Below are 16,955 nucleotides of genomic sequence, written 5' to 3' on the forward strand. Positions count from 1 at the left end.
TCAGCTGCGGACATAACCTGGGGCGACGAAGGGCATTTTCGCGACGGTCATCGGCAGCTTCTTACCGCGCACTTCGGCGAAAATGTTGTTGTCGATGGCGCTGAAGGCGGTGTCGACATAGGCCATGGCCACCGGGGCTTCAACGCTCGGCCCAAAGGTGCCACTGGTGACCACACCAATCTTATCGCCGTCTGCATTGAACAGTTCCGTGCCTTCACGAACCGGTGCGCGACCCTGGCCCAGCAGGCCAACACGTTTGCGGGGCGCATCTTTGCGTTCAATCTGACCGAGAATCACCTCGGCACCCGGAAAACCGCCAGGGCGCTCGCCATCGTTGCGGCGCGCCTTGGAGACCGCCCAGATCAGGCTGGCTTCGGCGGGTGTGGTGGTGGTGTCAATGTCGTGACCGTAGAGGCACAAACCGCCTTCCAGGCGCAGTGAATCGCGCGCGCCCAGACCGATGGGTTCCACTTCCGGTTCGGCCAGCAGCTTGCGCACCAGAGCGTCTGCTGAGTCGGCTGGAATGGAAATTTCGTAGCCGTCTTCGCCGGTGTAGCCGCTGCGCGAGACAAAGCAGTCGACACCGTCGATGGCCAGTTGCTGGTTATCCATAAACACCAGATCGTGCACCGCGGGCTGAAACCGCGCCAAGACGTCGACCGCCTTCGGTCCTTGCAAGGCAACCAAGGCACGATCGCTCAGTTCGGTGACGGTAATCTCAGCCGGCAGGTTGGCGCGCAGGTGGGCGATGTCTTCGGCTTTGCAGGCGGCGTTGACGACTAAATAGAGGCCGTCGCCCTGATGGGTGATCATCAGGTCATCGAGAATGCCGCCGTCGGCATTGGTAAAGAGCGCGTAGCGCTGACGACCTTCGGGTAAATCAATCACGTCCACCGGCACCAGTGTTTCCAGTGCAGCCGCCACCTCAGGCCCGGTGAGTTTGACCTGGCCCATATGAGAGACATCAAACAAACCGGCCTGTGTGCGGGTGTGCAAGTGCTCACCTTTCACGCCGAGCGGGAACTGAACCGGCATCGAATAACCGGCAAAGGGCACCATGCGCGCACCCAGTTCGATGTGCAGGTCAGTCAGCGGGGTAGTGTTCAGGTTGTCCGGGCTGGCGCTCATGGGCGTCTCCATTGGCAGGCAGTTGGGCCGCAGTGCGGTGCGAGTCTGGCGCGATGATGCAACAAAGCCTGCGTCATTCCAATAGCAAAGTTTCCAATAGGAAACACAAGAAAACTCGCGGCAATCACTTTCTGATAGCATGAGCGCCGTACTCACCTTGAGCAAACCGAGGATTCTTATGCGACTGTTATTCACCGGCGGCAGCGGTAAAGCCGGACGTCATGCCACTGCCTATCTGCGCGATCAGGGCCATCGCATTACTAACCTGGACTGGGCCGATTCCGACGTGCCGGGCATCAAAACCTTAAAGATTGATCTGACCGATGCCGGCCAGGTGTTTAACGCCTGCCAGGCTTATGCCGACTTCGATGAACTGGAACCTGGCCAGGGTGTGCCGCGCTACGATGCCATCGTGCACTTCGCCGCCATTCCCGCCATTCTGTTCCGGCCCGATAACGAAACCTATCGCATCAATACTCTGAGCACTTACAACGTACTCGATGCGGCCACCAAGCTGGGTATTCCCAAGGTGATCTTCGCGTCCAGCGAAACCACCTACGGCGTGTGCTTCGCCGATGGCTTAAAGCAGCCGGATTATTTGCCGGTCGATGAAGAGCACCCAACGGTGCCACAAGACAGCTATGCGATGAGCAAGGTGGTCAACGAAGTCACCGCCCGTTCGTTTCAGGCGCGCAGTGGTATCGACATCTATGGCTTGCGCATTAACAACGTCATTGAACCGCACGAATACGCCGAGAATTTTCCCGCCTTTATGGACCAACCGGAACTGCGCCGTCGGAATATTTTCGCTTATATCGATGCGCGCGATCTGGGTCAGATGGTGGAGTGCTGTTTGCAGACCGATGGCTTGGGTTACGAAGTGTTTAACGTGTCCAACGACGATTTGTCGGTTGGCCTCAGCAATCCGGAAGTGATCGAACGCTTTTATCCGGACGTGCCGATTAAGACTGAGATGAGTGAGTGGGAAACCTTTTATAGCAACAAAAAGGCGCGACGCCTGCTGGGCTTCGCGCCACAATATTCTTGGCGGGATGTGCTTAACGCCGACTGAAGTCAGTCGGCGATAAAGCCCGGAAAACCGCGCAGATAGGTCATTAAGGTTGGGCTGATGCCTTCGTTGGCCAGTTGCGCGGCGGCGATAGGCAGGGCGGGCGATGCGAAATTGGCATCGGCCTGAACACGCTTTGGAAAGTCGTGTGCCATGATGCCCGCCTTACCAATGGCAACGTAATCAGCGCCAGCGTCAAGCGCGGCCCGGGCGTCGGCTGCTGACATGATTTTCCCAGCCACACCAAGCTTAATCTCACCGCGTGGCAGTTCGGTGAACAGCGACATCAAGGTGCGACCCGCGAACTGAGAGTCTTCCGGTTGCTTGGTGAAATCCCACAGTGATAAGTCCAGATAATCCAGCGCATCGCTGGCCAGCAATTGCCGCGCGACTTCGATCATATCAGGCAATTCCAGACCAAAACGCTCGGTGGAAATGCGCACTCCAATCTGAAAATCCGGTCGGCAGGTGGCGCGGATGCCATCGAGAATCGCAAACAACAGACGCGCGCGATTGTCTAACGATCCACCCCAGCGATCGTCACGCTGATTGTATTGCGCCGATAAAAACTGAGTGAGGATGTAGCCGTGGCCGCCGTGAATCTGCACGCCATCAAACCCAGCTTGCTCAGCACGCTGGGCGGCGCGGATGAAGTCTTCGACCAACTGCTCGACCTCTGCTTCGCTCATCGCTCGGGCGCCGGTTTCGGCGTGGGCCGACGGACCAACCTTGTCGGTAACACCATCAAAAGCGCGAATGCCCGCGTGGTGCAATTGCAGGGATGACAGTGCTCCCGCCTCGCGCAGACCCTCAGCCAGTCGGGTCAGGCCGGGCAAGTGATCGTCGCTAAAGCAGCCCAGCTGACCGGGGAAGCCCTGGCCGCTCGGCTGAACGTGACTGGCGCAGGTGGTGACCCATCCAAAACCGCCTTCGGCGCGCAGTGTTAACCAGCGATATTCATCTTCAGCCAGGGTACCGTCGGCGTAACTTTGGGTGTTGGTCAGCGGTGCCAGCACCAGACGATTGGGCGCAGCGGGGCCACGTTTCAAGGTGAGTGGCGTGAACAGGTCGGCAGCAGAAGTCATCACGAAACCTCGGTGTTGGAAACGATGAAACCATGAGTGGAACATTACTCATGTCATATTTTTGGTTACGTGAGGTCGGGGCAACTCAGCAATAATGCAATGGTTGATTGAGGTGCAACCGCTGACGCAAACGTCGGGCGGCGGCATCGACCGCTATGTTCAGCAGCGCCGTCGCGATCAGCAGCACCAGTGCCCGGTCGAAACGAAATTCGGAAAAGGCCGAATCAATAAAAAAGCCGAGCGTTGGAATGCCCAGCATGCCAAGGATCGCGGTTTCACGAATCACCGTTTCGAAACGGTAGAGCGTGAAGGCCAGAAACAAACGGTACTGGCGTGGCAGCACTTCAAAAAAATAACGGTTCAAACCGCGCGAGGCGTCGTCTCGCAGTTGCAGCGCATTACTGTACTGACCCACCAGATGGCCGACGATGGCGCCATTGTGAAGTCCGAGCGCCAACACAGCGGGCAACATCGACGGGCCGAGCAGAATCAACGCCATAAAAGCCAGTAGATATTCCGGCAGCGAACGCAACACCACTAACAGCAGATGGCCCGCTCCCCGGCTGGCACGATGGCCAAACAGGCGAGACACCATCGGGAAACTGAGTAAGCCAATCAACGCCATCACCACCAGCGCCAGCATGGCCAGCACCAGTGTATTACCCAGGCCTGGCGCAATTTGATCGAACCAAAGCTGACTCAACCAGGGCAGCAGCGACGAGGGATCTCCTGCTCGTAACGGCGCTGGAACAATGTCGTGGGTTAGAAATCGTGCCATTAATGCCGGGTTGAGTGATGTCAGCGGCGGCAACCACAACACTGAGCCGATTAAAAATACCGGCAACGCTCGGCGATGGCACCACCAAGGCAAGGTCGCAATCAGCACCAGCAAGGCGTAGAAATAGACAGCGCCTTCGGCATAGAAACCCTGACGCAGCAGGCTTTCCAGGTGATAACCCAAGGTCGGCAAGCCGATAAAACCCAGTACCGCTGAAGAGCGCAAACCGCACTCCAACCGATACCGGGTATAAGCCGCCAAGTGTGGCCAGGCTTGAGGCAAGGTGGTGAATAACAGCGCGGATAAACGCGAGGTGCCAGCGGGTAATGCCTGACCTGGCGCCGGGTCGACTTCCTCGAACAACTCACCATACACCTTGGCGAAAATTCCCGCGTAAGGCACCGCGATGGCGAGCACACCGGCCGGCGTACTCAAACCGAACAGCTGAATAAAGATCAACGCCCAGAACAGTTCGTGGACGGCGCGGATCGATGCTGCAAAGAGGCGCACCGCTTGCCAGCGGTACAGCAGCGCCAGAACGAATCCCCAGATGGCTCCCAGAGCGACGCCTTCGAACGCAAAGGCCAGCGTATTGAGCAACGCTGAAAGCAGGGTGCCGGTTTCTGGCCAGACGGGCATGAACAGACCCTGCATCAGCTTGGTCAATTCACGGCCGGGGCTTTGGGTTTGCACGCTGAAATCTGCCCAGGGCAGGCACAGCAATGCCAGCACTAACAGCAAGCCACTGGTCCGTACCATGGCGCGGGCTGAATTGGTCTGGGCAGGATTGGTGCGCGATGGATTCATACGGCAGCGGGGTAGAGCGCGGCCAGATCCGCCGCCTTTAATTCGCGGCTGGGTGCATCGAGAATGACGCGACCGTCTTTCAGGCCAATGATGCGCTGGCAATGCGTCAGTGCCTGCTCGATGTTATGCAGGGCCAGAATCACGGTGGTGTGGCGTTCGATGATCAGTCGCAACAGATCGTCGGCCTGGTGTTCATCCACGGCCGACACCGGTTCGTCGCCGATAAACACCGGTCGTTGCTGGTAGAGTGCCCGACCCAGATTCACTCGGCTTTGCTGACCACCAGAAAGCCGGTCGACCGAATAATTCAATCGGCCTTCTAACCCTAATCGCTCAGCCCATGCACTGACCTCGCGACGGCGTTCTGCCGCCGGCCAAACCAAATTACGCAAGTTATAGAGCGTGTGGTATTGATCCAGGCGGCCCATATAGAGGTTGTGAAAAACGCTCAGCAGCGGCACCAGTGACGCTTGCTGAGGACACCAGGCGACCTCGGCTGGATGTTGCTGACGTAGGCTGCGCAGTAAGGTGGTCTTGCCGCTGCCCGATTCGCCGAGCAGCGCCACGCGTTCACCGCTGTGAATCTGCAGATTCAGGTCGCGCAATATCACGCGGCCACCCAAGCTAAGTTCAGCTTGGTTAACGTTGAACAAGGGCGCGGTGCTATTCATCTGGCGTCCGGTCACTCGGCGTCCATCAATCCAATGCTGACGGCGGTGTCTTCAATCGGCGCATAGTCGGCATTGCTGGCGGGAACGAAGCCGGAGCGCGGGAAGGCAGCCAGCAAGGTCGGATCGGTCATGTTCAGCAGCGCTTGTTGGACTCGGTCGATAAAGCCTTCACCAAAACGGGCGTCGGCATCGCCACGGATGGTCCATTGATAATCCGGGTAAGTGGGGCTTTCCCAAATCACCTGAACGGCATCGGAATCGATTTCGCCTGCCTCAAAGGCCGCATCCCAGACGGCGTAATTCAATACACCCAGTTCGTAAGCACCGGACTCAACCAAGGCAATGGTGCGCGAATGGTCGCCGGAAAAACCGACTCGGCTGAACACGTCTTCCGGTGCGCTGCCCAAGGCTTCACGCAGGAAATATTCCGGCATCAGTCGACCGGACGTGGAGCCTTTGGAACCGAAGGTGAAACTCAGCCCTTGCAGTGAGTCGTCGAGCTCATCCATTGGCGCCAAGCCAGTGCTGCTGTGAGCAATCAGATAACTTTTAAAAGCGGTGTCTTCAACGCCCTGAGCAATGGCCTGACTGCCCGGCACCAGCCGCCGTGCCTGTACGCCGGTAAGGCCACCAAACCAGGCCAGCTGAACCTGATCGTTGCGGAAGGCCGACACGGCGGCGGCGTAACTTTTCACGGGAATGTACTCGACCTCAACGTCGAGTTCGGCTGCCAGGTAGTCAGCGATCTGACCAAAGCGTTCGGTCAAGCGACGCTCGTCCTGATCGGGAATGGCGGTGAATACGAAGGTATCAGCCAGGGCAATGTTGGTTGCCAAGCTCAACAACAGTCCTTGCAAAACGGTGGTGGCACGCATGAAAGATCCTTAGGGTCAGCGAAATGAAGTGATGGAAACGAGCGCGCGAGTATATCAGATTGCCACGATCGGACGTCTCTTTGATCTGCAGCAAGACGGTTGTCATCACGACGATCTAGATTAAGTTAATCTTGATTAAAAACAGGAAGGAACCGAGATGGATATCTTGCTCTACGGACTCGCTTTTTTACCCATTTTACTGGCGGGCATATTACTGGTCGGGTTTCATTGGCCCGCCTCGCGTGCCATGCCGGTTGTTTTGGTGGTGGCCATCGTCATGGCACTGGTCGCCTGGCAGATGCCCGCCATTCGAGTGCTGGCCTCAGTGCTGCAAGGGTTGATGCTGACCGCCGGCATTCTGTGGATTATTTTCGGTGCGCTGTTTTTATTGAACACCTTAAAGGTCTCTGGTGCGCTAACAGCCATCCGTGCCGGTTTTTCCCACATCAGCCCGGACCGGCGCATACAGGTGATCATTGTTGCCTGGCTATTTGGGTGTTTTCTGGAAGGGGCGTCGGGGTTTGGCACCACCGCGGCTATTGCAGCGCCGTTACTGGTTGCCTTGGGATTTCCTGCCTTGGCGGCGGTGGTCATGGGCATGATGATTCAATCGACCCCGGTTTCCTTCGGCGCGGTTGGAACGCCCATTGTGGTGGGTGTCAGTGGCGGTTTGGATAAAGCGGGCATTACCGAATCGCTGTTGGCGTCTGGCAGCAGTTGGCAGGAATTTTACCGATTAATGGTGTCGGAAATTGCGCTCACTCATGGCGTGATCGGCACCCTAATGCCATTGCTGATGTGCCTGATGCTGACCCGCTTTTTTGGGGAGAAAAAATCCTGGCGTGATGGTTTGGCTATCGCGCCTTTTGCCCTCTTCGCGGGCGCTGCCTTTACCTTGCCCTATATGGCCGCGGGTGTATTTCTCGGTCCGGAATTCCCGTCGATGATTGGCGCCTTGGTCGGTCTGGCGATTGTCGTGCCTGCCGCCCAGCATGGTTTTTTGATGCCCAAAGAGCGTTGGGATTTTGCTCCGGCTGAGCAATGGCCAGCGACATGGCTGGGCACCGTTAAGATTGATCTGGATGATTTGACGCACCACAAACCGATGCCGTTATTGTTGGCCTGGGTGCCTTATTTGATGTTGGCGCTGGCCTTGGTGATCACTCGTGCTTTTGAACCGATCAAGGAATTTTGCATCCGCTTTCTGGCCGTTCATTGGAACAACATTCTGGGTCAGGAAGGCGTCAGTGGTTATATCGAGCCGCTGTACTTGCCCGGCGGCATCATGGTGCTGGTGGTGTTGGTCACCCTGTTGGTGCAGCGCATTAAGCTCAGTGAGTTGCGTACCGCGTTGGGCGAATCCACTCACACCTTAATGGGCGCCGGTTTTGTCTTGGTGTTCACCATTCCCATGGTGCGCATTTTGATCAATTCAGGCGTGAATGCTGCTGATTTGCCATCCATGCCACGGGCTATGGCCGAGTTGGTTGAGGTTTCCGTCGGCGCTGTCTATCCGTTCTTTACCGCGACCGTCGGTGCCTTAGGCGCCTTTATCGCGGGATCGAATACCTTGTCGAACCTGATGCTGTCGGATTTCCAATTCAACACCGCGCAACTGCTCGGCGTTTCCGGCGCTATGATGGTGGCGAGCCAAGCAGTGGGCGCAGCGGCAGGTAATATGATTGCCATTCACAATGTCGTGGCGGCATCTGCCACCGTCGGTTTGTTGGGCCAGGAAGGGCGGACGCTGCGCCTGACGATTCTGCCGACGCTCTATTATCTGGTGGCAGCGGGATTGATCACCGTGGCCATGGTCTATGGTGTTGGCATACTAGACCCGACCATGTCGTGATCCGGCCGGGGTGTTGAAAAGGTATTTCTTCGCTATATTGGCAGACTCAGTTTGCAGAACAGCCAAAGGGAAGGAGTGGTTCATGAAGATGACAGCAGTACAGGTTGCCGTTGCATGCCTGGTGTCAATCGCAGCCATCGGCGGTGCACAAGCGGCGGATTGGACCGCGCAGCCGACGTATGGCTCGGTCAATCTGAGCGCCGGTTTCTTACCGGACCCCCATGTGGTGTCTTTAACCGCCGGTGGTGAATACGCGGCCAGCGAGGCTCATCAAAGTTGTTCGGGGTACATCAGTAACGCCCCGGATGTTGATCTGAACTACGACGCGGGCAGCCATTCGCTGGCCCTGTATGTCGACTCCCAAGCCGATACCACCCTGGTGGTCTATGACGCCGATGGCAATTGGCATTGCAGCGATGATTTTGCCAGCGACACCGCGGGCACAAACCCAGGTATTGTGTTGTCGAACCCGTCATCCGGTAATTACAACATCTGGATTGGTACCTACGAAGTGGGCGAATTCCCACCCGCTCAACTGAAAATTTCTGAAACGCAACCGGTCTGGGAAGCGTCGACCGGTGATGTGCAAAGTGCCTCAGACATTGAATGGGGCGATAACACCAGCCCCTGGGCAAACGATGGTGAGTGCGACGATCCACGGTTTGCCGGTCCCGGTGCGGCGTCGATGAACAATGTCAGTGATCGCTTTCACGATGCCGACGATTGCCGTTCACTCTACCAGAGCGGTGAAATCTACCTGCGCTGAGCGCGCAGGATCCGCTTAATTCAGCAGATTCCAACAGAGCGCGATAATGGCGGCCGCTGTCCACAGGTAGCTGATGACGGCGCCCCAAAAGCGCAATCCTTTCACCGGTTTGATCATGCCCAGCCCATGCATCACCCGTCCCAGCGTAAAGCCGATCACCAGAACCGCCAGCAGCCAGTCGGCTGCTAACTGCAATGACAGCGTCAGTACCAGCAAGGCGAATACAGGCGTGTATTCAACGCCATTGGCGTGGGCGCGAATCGCACGCTGCAATTCGGGCTGGTCACCATCACCGTTAGAGATTTTGAATCGTCGCCGCACCAGCGACACATTCAAGGCAAGTATCAGCAGCAACAGAGCGTTAGCGGCGACAAACAAACTGAACCAGTAGAAAGACATGGGGACATCCGATGAGTTAACCGCAGGCGATTGTAGAGAAGCGGGTGCGCTCTGGCTAATGGGGATGGCGCAGTTGTTCGATGACATAGCCGGCGAGTGCATCGCTCGCGGGTCCGCGGCCGTCCCGTTTTTCCATCAGAACTTGATAGTCACCCAAGGCAGGCAACCCGGCGGTTTCGTCAAGAATGCACAGGGGCGCTTTAACCATGTTGCGCGGCAAAGGCGCGACGGCCAGATCGGCCATGACCGCTGCCACTTGCCCGGCGCAGTTTTCGCTGTTGTAAGCCACGCGATAATCGCGACCGGCGCTGTCGAGGGCATCAACTGCCTTGGTCCGCCAGCAACAACCATGTCGGGCAAGGGCCACCGGCAACACAGAACGCTGCTGGGCAATGCCACCTTTGCGACCGGCCCAGACCAGTTCTTCAGTATGAACGCGTTCACCGCGGCTTGGGTCCTGACCGTCGTTGCCTGCGGTCAGCAGAACAATGTCGAGCTCCCCGGCATCGAGCCGGGCCAAGAGGTCGCGGCTGCTGCCAACGATGACATCGACCTGAACCGCCGGGTGAGAGCGACCGAACTGTGCCAACACCGCCGGCAGCACTCGGGTACCGACGTCATCCGGCGTGCCAAAGCGGACCTGTCCTTCCAGGCTGGGCGCCAGGAACTGAGCCACGGCCTCTTCATTCAGCTTAAGCAGGCGCCGCCCAAAGCTGAGTAACACCTCACCTTCCGGCGTCAGTCGAACCTGACGCGCATCGCGCACAAAGAGAGCCTTACCCAAGGTTTCTTCCAAACGTTTGATCTGCATGCTCAGTGCGCCGGGGGTGCGAAACACCTGACGCGCGGCGCGAGTGAAACTGCCCGTTTCAGCAATGGCGACAAAGGTGCGCACCAGATCGCTGTCGAGCAACGGCAGTGGCGTTTGCAGTGATGATGTGCTGCTGGCTTCGGTCATCGTTTAGAATTCCTAAACATAGGATATAGTTTTTTTAGTTTGTCTAAATTCATATGTCAAGCCATTCTGATGCTCGTGGTCGCGACCCACTGGACTGAAACCCTGAACCGACCGGCCCCGTGTGCCGGCAAGAGAGGTCGCTATGTCAATGAATTCAGTGTGTAACAGTACGTTGGAACCCCAGGTGGGTCATTTGCACCGCCCGGTCTGGTTGGAAAAACTCCAGCGTCGCCTGGTCTGTTGGCAGCGCCGCCGGCGTATGGCCCGCTTGCTGGACTATGACGATCATTTGCTGGAAGACATGGGGCATCGCCGCTCCGATTTGCTCGAGGCGCTGGCGTTGCCAATGGATGTTGATGCTCGGGCTTTGTTATCACAGCGTAAAGAGGAGCGTCGTCGTACCGGCTGAGGTGTAGGCCGCTGGACCACTGTGCGACACTAAGCGCCTTTTTTTGGGAGCTTGTGGATGAAACGTATCCTGATACGCGGCACGTTAAGCATTTTGCCCTTGGCAATTACTATTTGGTTGTTCTGGTCGATCGCCGTCACGCTCGACAAAATTGGTAAGGCATTGCTGGGGTTGATCGGCCTTGATTCACTCTGGCCGGGTGTGGGGTTGGCGCTGATGGTGGGCATCGTGCTGGCAGTTGGCATGGCGTTGAGCTTTCGTCCTCTCTACTGGATGTTCCGCCAGTTCGAACAACAGTTGATGCGCACACCGGTGTTGAAGACCATCTACGGTGCGGTCAAGGATGTGGCAACCTTGATCAATCAGAACGAGAAAGAGCCCGGTCGTCGGCAAACCGTCCTGGTTAAACAGGGCACCGGTTACACTGTCGGCTTTGTGACCAGCGATCATCTGCCCATGCCGTTGGCCAGAGCCATGCCGGATCAGATCGAAGACGATCCCTGGGTGCCCGTTCTGATTCAGATCAGCTATCAGGTGGCCGGTTTGACCGTGTTGGCGCGCCGTTCGGAGCTGATTGAAGTGGACTGGACGTTCGATGAAGCGCTGGCCTTTATGGTGACCGCTGGCATCAACCGTCCGTCAACGGAACAGTCAGGCGCGATATTCGAAACCGCCACTGCCCAGCAGAAAGCTAATGGCAGCGCCAATTAATGCCAGAATAAACAGTGCTGGAATTGCTGCGATGGCCCACTTGACCATGAAAATGACCATGGACAGAAAGGGCATGCGAATGTTGGTGACGGTGACTTCGGTAGGATGACGATCAGACATCAATAAACCCTCAAGCTGAAAATGAAAAAGGCAAGACTGTTTAACAGCCTTGCCTTAGCTTTGAACGGATGAGGGTCCGAATGCAATGGCTCTGACCGTCCAGCCAGAGCGGCAGGTTGTCACATCTGCGATTGCATGTAGCGTTCCAGACCGATCATTTTGATCAGTCGCAGTTGCTGCTCCAGGAAGTAAGCGTGATCCATTTCGGTGTCGTCGAGCAGAGTGACCAGCATGTCACGAGTCACGTAATCCTGTTCGGCTTCGCACAGTTTAATGGTGTCTTTCAGCGCGTCCTTAACCTCAATTTCCAAATCCAGATCGGCTTGCAACATGGCCGGCACGTCTTCGCCGATGCGGATCGGTGCACGGGTTTTCATGTCCGGCTTGCCTTCTAAAAACAGCATCCGTTCAATCAGTTTGGTGGCGTGACCGCGTTCGTCATCGAATTCGTGATCGATGCGTTCGTACAGTTTGTTCAGCCCCCAGTCGCGATACATCTGCGAGTGCAAAAAGTACTGATCCATGGCCGCCAGTTCGTTCGACAGCAGCATGTTCAGAGCGTCGATGATGTTTGCATTGCCTTTCATGATCAGTCCTCGTCGTTCATCTGCGCTTGCAGGTAGACTTCAATACCCATGGCGCCAATCTGGTATTGCTGAGTTTCCACCCAGTCCAGGTGTTCTTCTTCGTCTTCAAGCAGTTCCGTCAGCAGATCGCGACTGACGAATTCTTGATTTTGTTCACACACGTCGATGGCTTCACGCAGTTGCGCGATGGCTTCGATCTGAAAATCATGGTCGGCTTGTAACATCTCTTCAGTGTGTTCACCGATCATCAGCCGATTCAGTTTTTGCAGATTGGGCAGCCCTTCGAGAAAGAGGATGCGCTCAATCAATTCATCAGCCTGCTTCATGTCTTTAATGGACTTTTTGTAATTGGCTTCGTTGAGCCGTTCCAAGCCCCAGTTTTTGTACATGCGAGCATGCAGGAAGTAGTGGTTGATCGCCGTCAGTTCGGTGGTCAACACCTTATTCAGTTGTTCAATGATGCGGCTATCGCCTTTCACGGGCGTCGCCTCCGGTTGGTATGAAGTTGCGCGCATTATAGCGGTGTCGACCGGCGTTTTGTTGCGACACAGGTGGAAAAGTTTTTACATTTTGTTACAGATGCGAGGTATTGTCTGTTGCGAAGAGAAACGAGGTCGGTTCGCAATACGCTTCGCCACCCATTGTCGTTTGCATTGTGGGACACTCTGCGGTCGGTGACAGGCGTTATCGAACGCTATAGGTTGGGATAAAACGGGCCTTTAGGCTGCTGGACCGGAAGTGGAAATGAAGGGACTTTTTGATGAGTGAGATTGAACAACCGAATTGGATCGCAGGTGTTTGGCGCCGGTTAGGCGCGTTTGTTATCGATGTTATTGCACTGAGTGTATTGGGGTATCTGCTTGGGCTGTTGATCGCGGATTTTCTGATGCAGCTGGGTCCTCAAGGACGGACAGTGGGCTTTGCGATGAGCGTTGCCTATTTTGGTATTCAGGAAAGCCGGTTCGGTAACGGCCAGACGCTCGGCAAGCGGCTGGTGGGTCTTGCGGTGGTTGATGCTCAAGGCCAGTTTTTGTCACTGTCGAAGAGCCTGTTTCGCGCCGCGGTGTTTCTTGTACCCGTGTCATTAAATAATGCTCAGTTGCCTGCTGATGTTGGCATGGTATGGATCTTTCTGGCGATGATGGTTGTGTGGGTTGGGCTGTTGTCGTTCATTTATTTGCTGATCTTTAATCGGACAACCCGACAAGCGCCCTACGATCTATTGGTGCGTGCTTTCGTTGTGAAAACCGATCTCGATGCTCAGCCATCAGCCCCGGTTTGGCGGGGTCATTATGGGGTTCTGGCCGGTTTGTGTTTGGCAGTTGTGTTGGGGCTTTTTTTAACAGAGCGCTATTGGCAACCACCGGTGGCTCATCTTGATCAGTCCGATCAGGTTCAGCAAGCGTTAGAAAGCGAGCCCGAGGTGTTGAGGACCTGGGTAACGGCGACGCCTTCCGGCCAAGCTCAGGCAACTGAGTTGTCTCAGGTGTCGATTAATGTGTTGATGAATCGTCGGAACACCGATGATCCCGAGCTGGCCAAAAAGCTCGCCACCATGGCGGTTTTTGCCGATGCATCCGTCGCGGACAGAGAGTCGATTCTCATCCAGCTGATGTACGGCTACGACATTGTTTTTTCCGCGTACTGGCGCAGCAACAGCTATTACTTTGCACCGAGTGATTTATAACAACGCCATGAAAAAGCTGGATCCAGTTTTGTCGCAAACGCTGATCGCTTGGCTACGAGCCGACCGCTATCGGATGGCGTTGCTGCAAACCGCTGCGCAGACAAAACGGCCGGACTGGTGTCTGGCCGCCGGTTTTGTTCGCAATCTGGTGTGGGACCGGTTGCATGGTTATCAAACACCGACGCCATTGACGGATGTGGATCTGATTTACTTCGACCGCCGTGAAACCCGTGAGCCAGTTGATCGCGCTCTGGAAGCTCGCTTGAACGCAATGCAAGCAGCGCCCTGGTCGGTGAAAAATCAGGCGCGCATGCATCAACGCAATGGCGATGCGCCCTATCAGTCAACGGCCGATGCCATGAGCTATTGGGTGGAAGTGGAGACGGCGGTCGGGGTACGCCTCAATGATAGTGGCGAGATTGAATTTCTCGCTCCTTTTGGGTTGAAATCCTTGATGGACGGGTGTCTGAGCCTGAACCAGAAGCGCCCAAAACCCGAGGCGTTTGCGCAACGCCAGACGGCCAAATCCTGGTTAAATCAGTGGCCGTTGTTGAAGGTCCATGCCCCGTCATAATCGTTACACGCAGGCCAGTGAACGGCATGGAACGGGCCTTAAACCAAGGCCAGCGTTAACAACACAATGGCAATCAATAAACTGACTCTGAGTTCGAACTGTGCGGTGTGTGCCAGCAAGGCATTCAGCTCTCGGCCTTGATAATGGCGCAGTTGATGATCCAGTTGCCACGCCCAATACAGGCTGGGAATCAGTGCGATGGGTAACCACAGTGGTAAATGCTGCAAGCCAGCCGCGACTAACGCCAGCAGAAACGGACTGAGTAGTGCGGCCCGATACAACCAGTTTGCGCCGGAGCGGCCAAGGCGAACCGCCAGAGTGATTTTTCCGCTTTGCCGGTCGGTGTCGATATCTCGGATGTTGTTGACCATCAAGATGGCGCAACAGGGAAAACCCACCATGAGGCCGACCCAGAGGCTGGCAATATGCCACTGTTCGCTTTGCAGCCAATAACAACCCATAACGGCCACCAAACCGAAAAACACCAACACCGCCACTTCGCCTAAACCGTGGTTGGCTAAAGGCCAGGGGCCGGCTGAATAGGCCAGGGCCGCCAGGATAGACGCCATGCCCGCGAGTGTCAGAGGCCAGCCTCCGGCGATGACCAGCGGTGTACCGGTTAGCAAGCAAAACAGCAGACACACCCAGAGCGCACGACGCATGTGGGTGGGTGAAATGAGTCCGCTTTGGGTAACGCGAGTCGGCCCCAGACGTTCGCCCGTGTCGACCCCGCTTTCGGCGTCGAAAAGATCATTCGCCAGATTCACCAGAATCTGCAGGCCCAGTGCACAGAGCAGAGTCAGTAGTGCCAGCATTGGATTGAAGTGGCCGTGATAGATCGCCAAGGCGACGGCCGCGATGATGGGCGCGACGGCTGCCGGCAACGTACGCGGTCGGGCTGCCAGCAACCAGGGGTTGGTGCGATGTTTGGTTTGGGCCGTCATACCAATGAATTCCATACGGAGATTGATATCGCCATGCTAACGCAAAACAGCCATCGGCTGCTGACCTGGCTCAAGGCTCGGCATGATCGGATCGGTTGAACCGTTACCCTGAACTCTGTATCGACATGCCGGGACCCGTCTGGGTGTCTTTGTTATGATGCTTTCTTTTGATGGATGTTTTTATGTCACAGTCCCCCAGCCAGCAACAACTCGATACGCTTCCAACTTTACCCGCCGAAGCGCGCTACGATTTTCTGGTGCGTTCGGTGTTGGAAAATGAACAGGTTTGGACGCTGCGCGGTGATGCCGGCACGGTGCTGATGTCCTGCGACGGCGATGACTGCCTGCCAATCTGGCCACACGCCGAATTCGCTCAGCAGTGGGTCAGTGGTGATTGGGCCGATTGCGAACCGCTGGCGATTGATCTGGCGGCCTGGCTGGAACGCTGGTTGCCCGGTTTAAAGGAAGACGGTTTGGCGCTGGCGGTCTTCCCCGGCAAAAAAGAAGAAGGCATCGTGCTGGAACCTCTGGAGTTTCTCGAACTCTTGTCGGCCGGCCAGGATTAATCCGGGGCAGGGAGGTGTCGTCATCTGTTCGAGCTGGGCGCCGGGTTGATAATAATGTCGTCGCCATAGCGGTGATACTGGCCACGGGGTTTTTCCTGGCCCTAGGCGATGCGGTGATCAAGGGCATCAGCACCCAATTTACGCTATGGCAGATTTTCACCTTGCGTTCTGTCCTGGTATTGCCGGTTTTGGTCGTGGCGTTGCTCTGGCGTAGCCGTGCGTTGGTGTTGTGGCCACAGCGGCCGTGGTGGACGTTGCTGCGCAGCGCTTTGCTCAGCGCCATGTGGATCGCCTATTACTATTCATTGCTCTATGTCGATTTGTCGATTGCCTCGGCGGTTTATTATTCCTCACCCATTTTTATTACCCTCTTCGCGGCGTTGTTTCTCGGCGATGCGGTTGGTCGCACCGGCTGGTTAGCAGTGGGTTTGGGCGCCATTGGCGTCTTGCTGATTCTGCAGCCGACCGCTGGGGCTATTAATCTCTACAGCTTGTTGCCATTGGCGTCGGCACTGGCTTATGCCCTGGCGATGATCCTGACGCGCTCGCGATGCGCCAACGAAGAACCGCTGTTGCTGTCGATCTGGTTGAACCTGGTTATGTTGTTGCTCGGCATCGGTTTCAGTCTTGTGCTGGGGCAGTCTTCATCCGTTGCTCTGAGCGCCGGCGAAGCTTTCCTGTTTGGCAGCTGGGGATTGATGGATGTTATGCAGTGGGCTGCCATGGCGTTGCTGGCCGTGGCCATTATCGTCGGCAGTGTGGGCGCGGCAGTGGCTTATCAATTGGGTCGGCCGACCACCGTTGCCACTTTCGATTTTGCTTATGTCGCCTTTGCCACTGTCTGGGGCGCACTGCTGTTTCATGAAGTGCCTGGAGCGATCGCCGCTGTCGGTGTTTTGCTGATCGCAGCGGCTGGTTTGCTCGCTGTACGTAGCCGCCGCCTTGCTTAGGTCGCCGACTTCTTAATCC

The 16,955-nt window shown here is 56.3% G+C and carries 20 protein-coding genes; 9 read left to right on the forward strand and 11 right to left on the reverse strand.

Translation table 11 applies throughout. The features are described 5' to 3' along the window. Complete coding sequence (gcvT, locus tag BGP77_RS10665) at positions 1-1,128, reverse strand: glycine cleavage system aminomethyltransferase GcvT (RefSeq protein ID WP_108164720.1); 1,128 nt, start codon at positions 1,126-1,128, stop codon at positions 1-3. 178 nt (positions 1,129-1,306) lie between these two features. Between gcvT and BGP77_RS10670 the strand changes: the two genes are divergently transcribed. Then, positions 1,307-2,200, forward strand: coding sequence for an NAD(P)-dependent oxidoreductase (locus BGP77_RS10670; protein WP_108164721.1), 894 nt, complete (start codon positions 1,307-1,309; stop codon positions 2,198-2,200). Positions 2,201-2,202: 2 nt separating this feature from the next. Here the strand turns inward: BGP77_RS10670 and BGP77_RS10675 are convergent, their stop codons facing one another. The 4 genes from BGP77_RS10675 to BGP77_RS10690 all read right to left on the reverse strand — a co-directional run bounded on the left by BGP77_RS10675 (position 2,203) and on the right by BGP77_RS10690 (position 6,413). After that, complete coding sequence (locus BGP77_RS10675; protein ID WP_108164722.1) at positions 2,203-3,282, reverse strand: NADH:flavin oxidoreductase; 1,080 nt, start codon at positions 3,280-3,282, stop codon at positions 2,203-2,205. Positions 3,283-3,367: 85 nt separating this feature from the next. Next, entirely contained in the window at positions 3,368-4,867 is a 1,500-nt protein-coding gene (locus BGP77_RS10680; protein WP_199224258.1) for an ABC transporter permease, read from the reverse strand. Further along, positions 4,864-5,538, reverse strand: a complete 675-nt coding sequence (locus BGP77_RS10685) for an ATP-binding cassette domain-containing protein (RefSeq protein ID WP_108165948.1) — start codon at positions 5,536-5,538, stop codon at positions 4,864-4,866. Before BGP77_RS10685 ends, BGP77_RS10680 begins: the two co-directional genes overlap by 4 nt. 11 nt (positions 5,539-5,549) lie before the next feature. Continuing rightward, positions 5,550-6,413 carry a putative selenate ABC transporter substrate-binding protein gene (locus BGP77_RS10690; protein ID WP_108164723.1) on the reverse strand — a complete coding sequence of 288 codons (864 nt, stop codon included), beginning with the start codon at positions 6,411-6,413 and terminating at the stop codon, positions 5,550-5,552. 157 nt (positions 6,414-6,570) lie between these two features. On the opposite strand from BGP77_RS10690, the gene BGP77_RS10695 reads away from it, so the two are divergent. Both BGP77_RS10695 and BGP77_RS10700 read left to right on the forward strand, forming a co-directional pair. After that, on the forward strand, positions 6,571-8,265 hold the full coding sequence (locus BGP77_RS10695) for an L-lactate permease (RefSeq protein WP_108164724.1): 1,695 nt from the start codon (positions 6,571-6,573) through the stop codon (positions 8,263-8,265). An 82-nt stretch (positions 8,266-8,347) separates the two neighbouring features. Next, complete coding sequence (locus BGP77_RS10700; RefSeq protein WP_199224259.1) at positions 8,348-9,031, forward strand: hypothetical protein; 684 nt, start codon at positions 8,348-8,350, stop codon at positions 9,029-9,031. Between the two features lie 15 nt (positions 9,032-9,046). On the opposite strand, the gene BGP77_RS10705 is transcribed toward BGP77_RS10700, so the two are convergent. Both BGP77_RS10705 and BGP77_RS10710 read right to left on the reverse strand, forming a co-directional pair. After that, positions 9,047-9,430 carry an MAPEG family protein gene (locus BGP77_RS10705; RefSeq protein WP_158269346.1) on the reverse strand — a complete coding sequence of 128 codons (384 nt, stop codon included), beginning with the start codon at positions 9,428-9,430 and terminating at the stop codon, positions 9,047-9,049. A 55-nt stretch (positions 9,431-9,485) separates the two neighbouring features. Next, positions 9,486-10,388, reverse strand: a complete 903-nt coding sequence (locus BGP77_RS10710) for a LysR family transcriptional regulator (protein ID WP_108164726.1) — start codon at positions 10,386-10,388, stop codon at positions 9,486-9,488. A gap of 142 nt (positions 10,389-10,530) precedes the next feature. On the opposite strand from BGP77_RS10710, the gene BGP77_RS10715 reads away from it, so the two are divergent. Next, entirely contained in the window at positions 10,531-10,797 is a 267-nt protein-coding gene (locus tag BGP77_RS10715; RefSeq protein ID WP_108164727.1) for a hypothetical protein, read from the forward strand. Between the two features lie 57 nt (positions 10,798-10,854). Then, positions 10,855-11,508 carry a DUF502 domain-containing protein gene (locus BGP77_RS10720; protein ID WP_108164728.1) on the forward strand — a complete coding sequence of 218 codons (654 nt, stop codon included), beginning with the start codon at positions 10,855-10,857 and terminating at the stop codon, positions 11,506-11,508. Here the strand turns inward: BGP77_RS10720 and BGP77_RS10725 are convergent. From BGP77_RS10725 to bfr (BGP77_RS10735), 3 genes are all read right to left on the reverse strand, one after another. After that, entirely contained in the window at positions 11,449-11,628 is a 180-nt protein-coding gene (locus BGP77_RS10725; protein ID WP_108164729.1) for a hypothetical protein, read from the reverse strand. The genes BGP77_RS10720 and BGP77_RS10725 overlap by 60 nt on opposite strands. 119 nt (positions 11,629-11,747) lie before the next feature. Continuing rightward, positions 11,748-12,215, reverse strand: a complete 468-nt coding sequence (bfr, locus tag BGP77_RS10730) for a bacterioferritin (protein WP_108164730.1) — start codon at positions 12,213-12,215, stop codon at positions 11,748-11,750. Positions 12,216-12,217: 2 nt separating this feature from the next. Next, positions 12,218-12,694 (reverse strand): bacterioferritin, encoded by a 477-nt coding sequence (bfr, locus tag BGP77_RS10735; RefSeq protein WP_108164731.1) that lies wholly within the window; start codon positions 12,692-12,694, stop codon positions 12,218-12,220. Positions 12,695-12,975: 281 nt separating this feature from the next. Here bfr (BGP77_RS10735) and BGP77_RS10740 point away from each other — a divergent pair, with 281 nt between their 5' ends. Further along, entirely contained in the window at positions 12,976-13,902 is a 927-nt protein-coding gene (locus BGP77_RS10740; RefSeq protein ID WP_108164732.1) for an RDD family protein, read from the forward strand. A 28-nt stretch (positions 13,903-13,930) separates the two neighbouring features. Further along, entirely contained in the window at positions 13,931-14,476 is a 546-nt protein-coding gene (locus tag BGP77_RS10745; protein ID WP_233252343.1) for a nucleotidyltransferase family protein, read from the forward strand. A gap of 38 nt (positions 14,477-14,514) precedes the next feature. Here BGP77_RS10745 and BGP77_RS10750 read toward each other — a convergent pair whose 3' ends face one another. Next, positions 14,515-15,420 carry a 1,4-dihydroxy-2-naphthoate polyprenyltransferase gene (locus tag BGP77_RS10750; protein WP_108165950.1) on the reverse strand — a complete coding sequence of 302 codons (906 nt, stop codon included), beginning with the start codon at positions 15,418-15,420 and terminating at the stop codon, positions 14,515-14,517. Between the two features lie 182 nt (positions 15,421-15,602). On the opposite strand from BGP77_RS10750, the gene BGP77_RS10755 reads away from it, so the two are divergent. Further along, positions 15,603-15,986, forward strand: coding sequence for a DUF2750 domain-containing protein (locus BGP77_RS10755; RefSeq protein ID WP_158269347.1), 384 nt, complete (start codon positions 15,603-15,605; stop codon positions 15,984-15,986). A 14-nt stretch (positions 15,987-16,000) separates the two neighbouring features. After that, a complete protein-coding gene (locus BGP77_RS10760) occupies positions 16,001-16,936 on the forward strand; it encodes a DMT family transporter (RefSeq protein WP_199224260.1) in 936 nt (311 codons plus the stop codon). Positions 16,937-16,955: the final 19 nt, after the last annotated feature.

It is taken from the genome of Saccharospirillum sp. MSK14-1 (assembly GCF_003054965.1).
Classification (GTDB): domain Bacteria; phylum Pseudomonadota; class Gammaproteobacteria; order Pseudomonadales; family Natronospirillaceae; genus Saccharospirillum.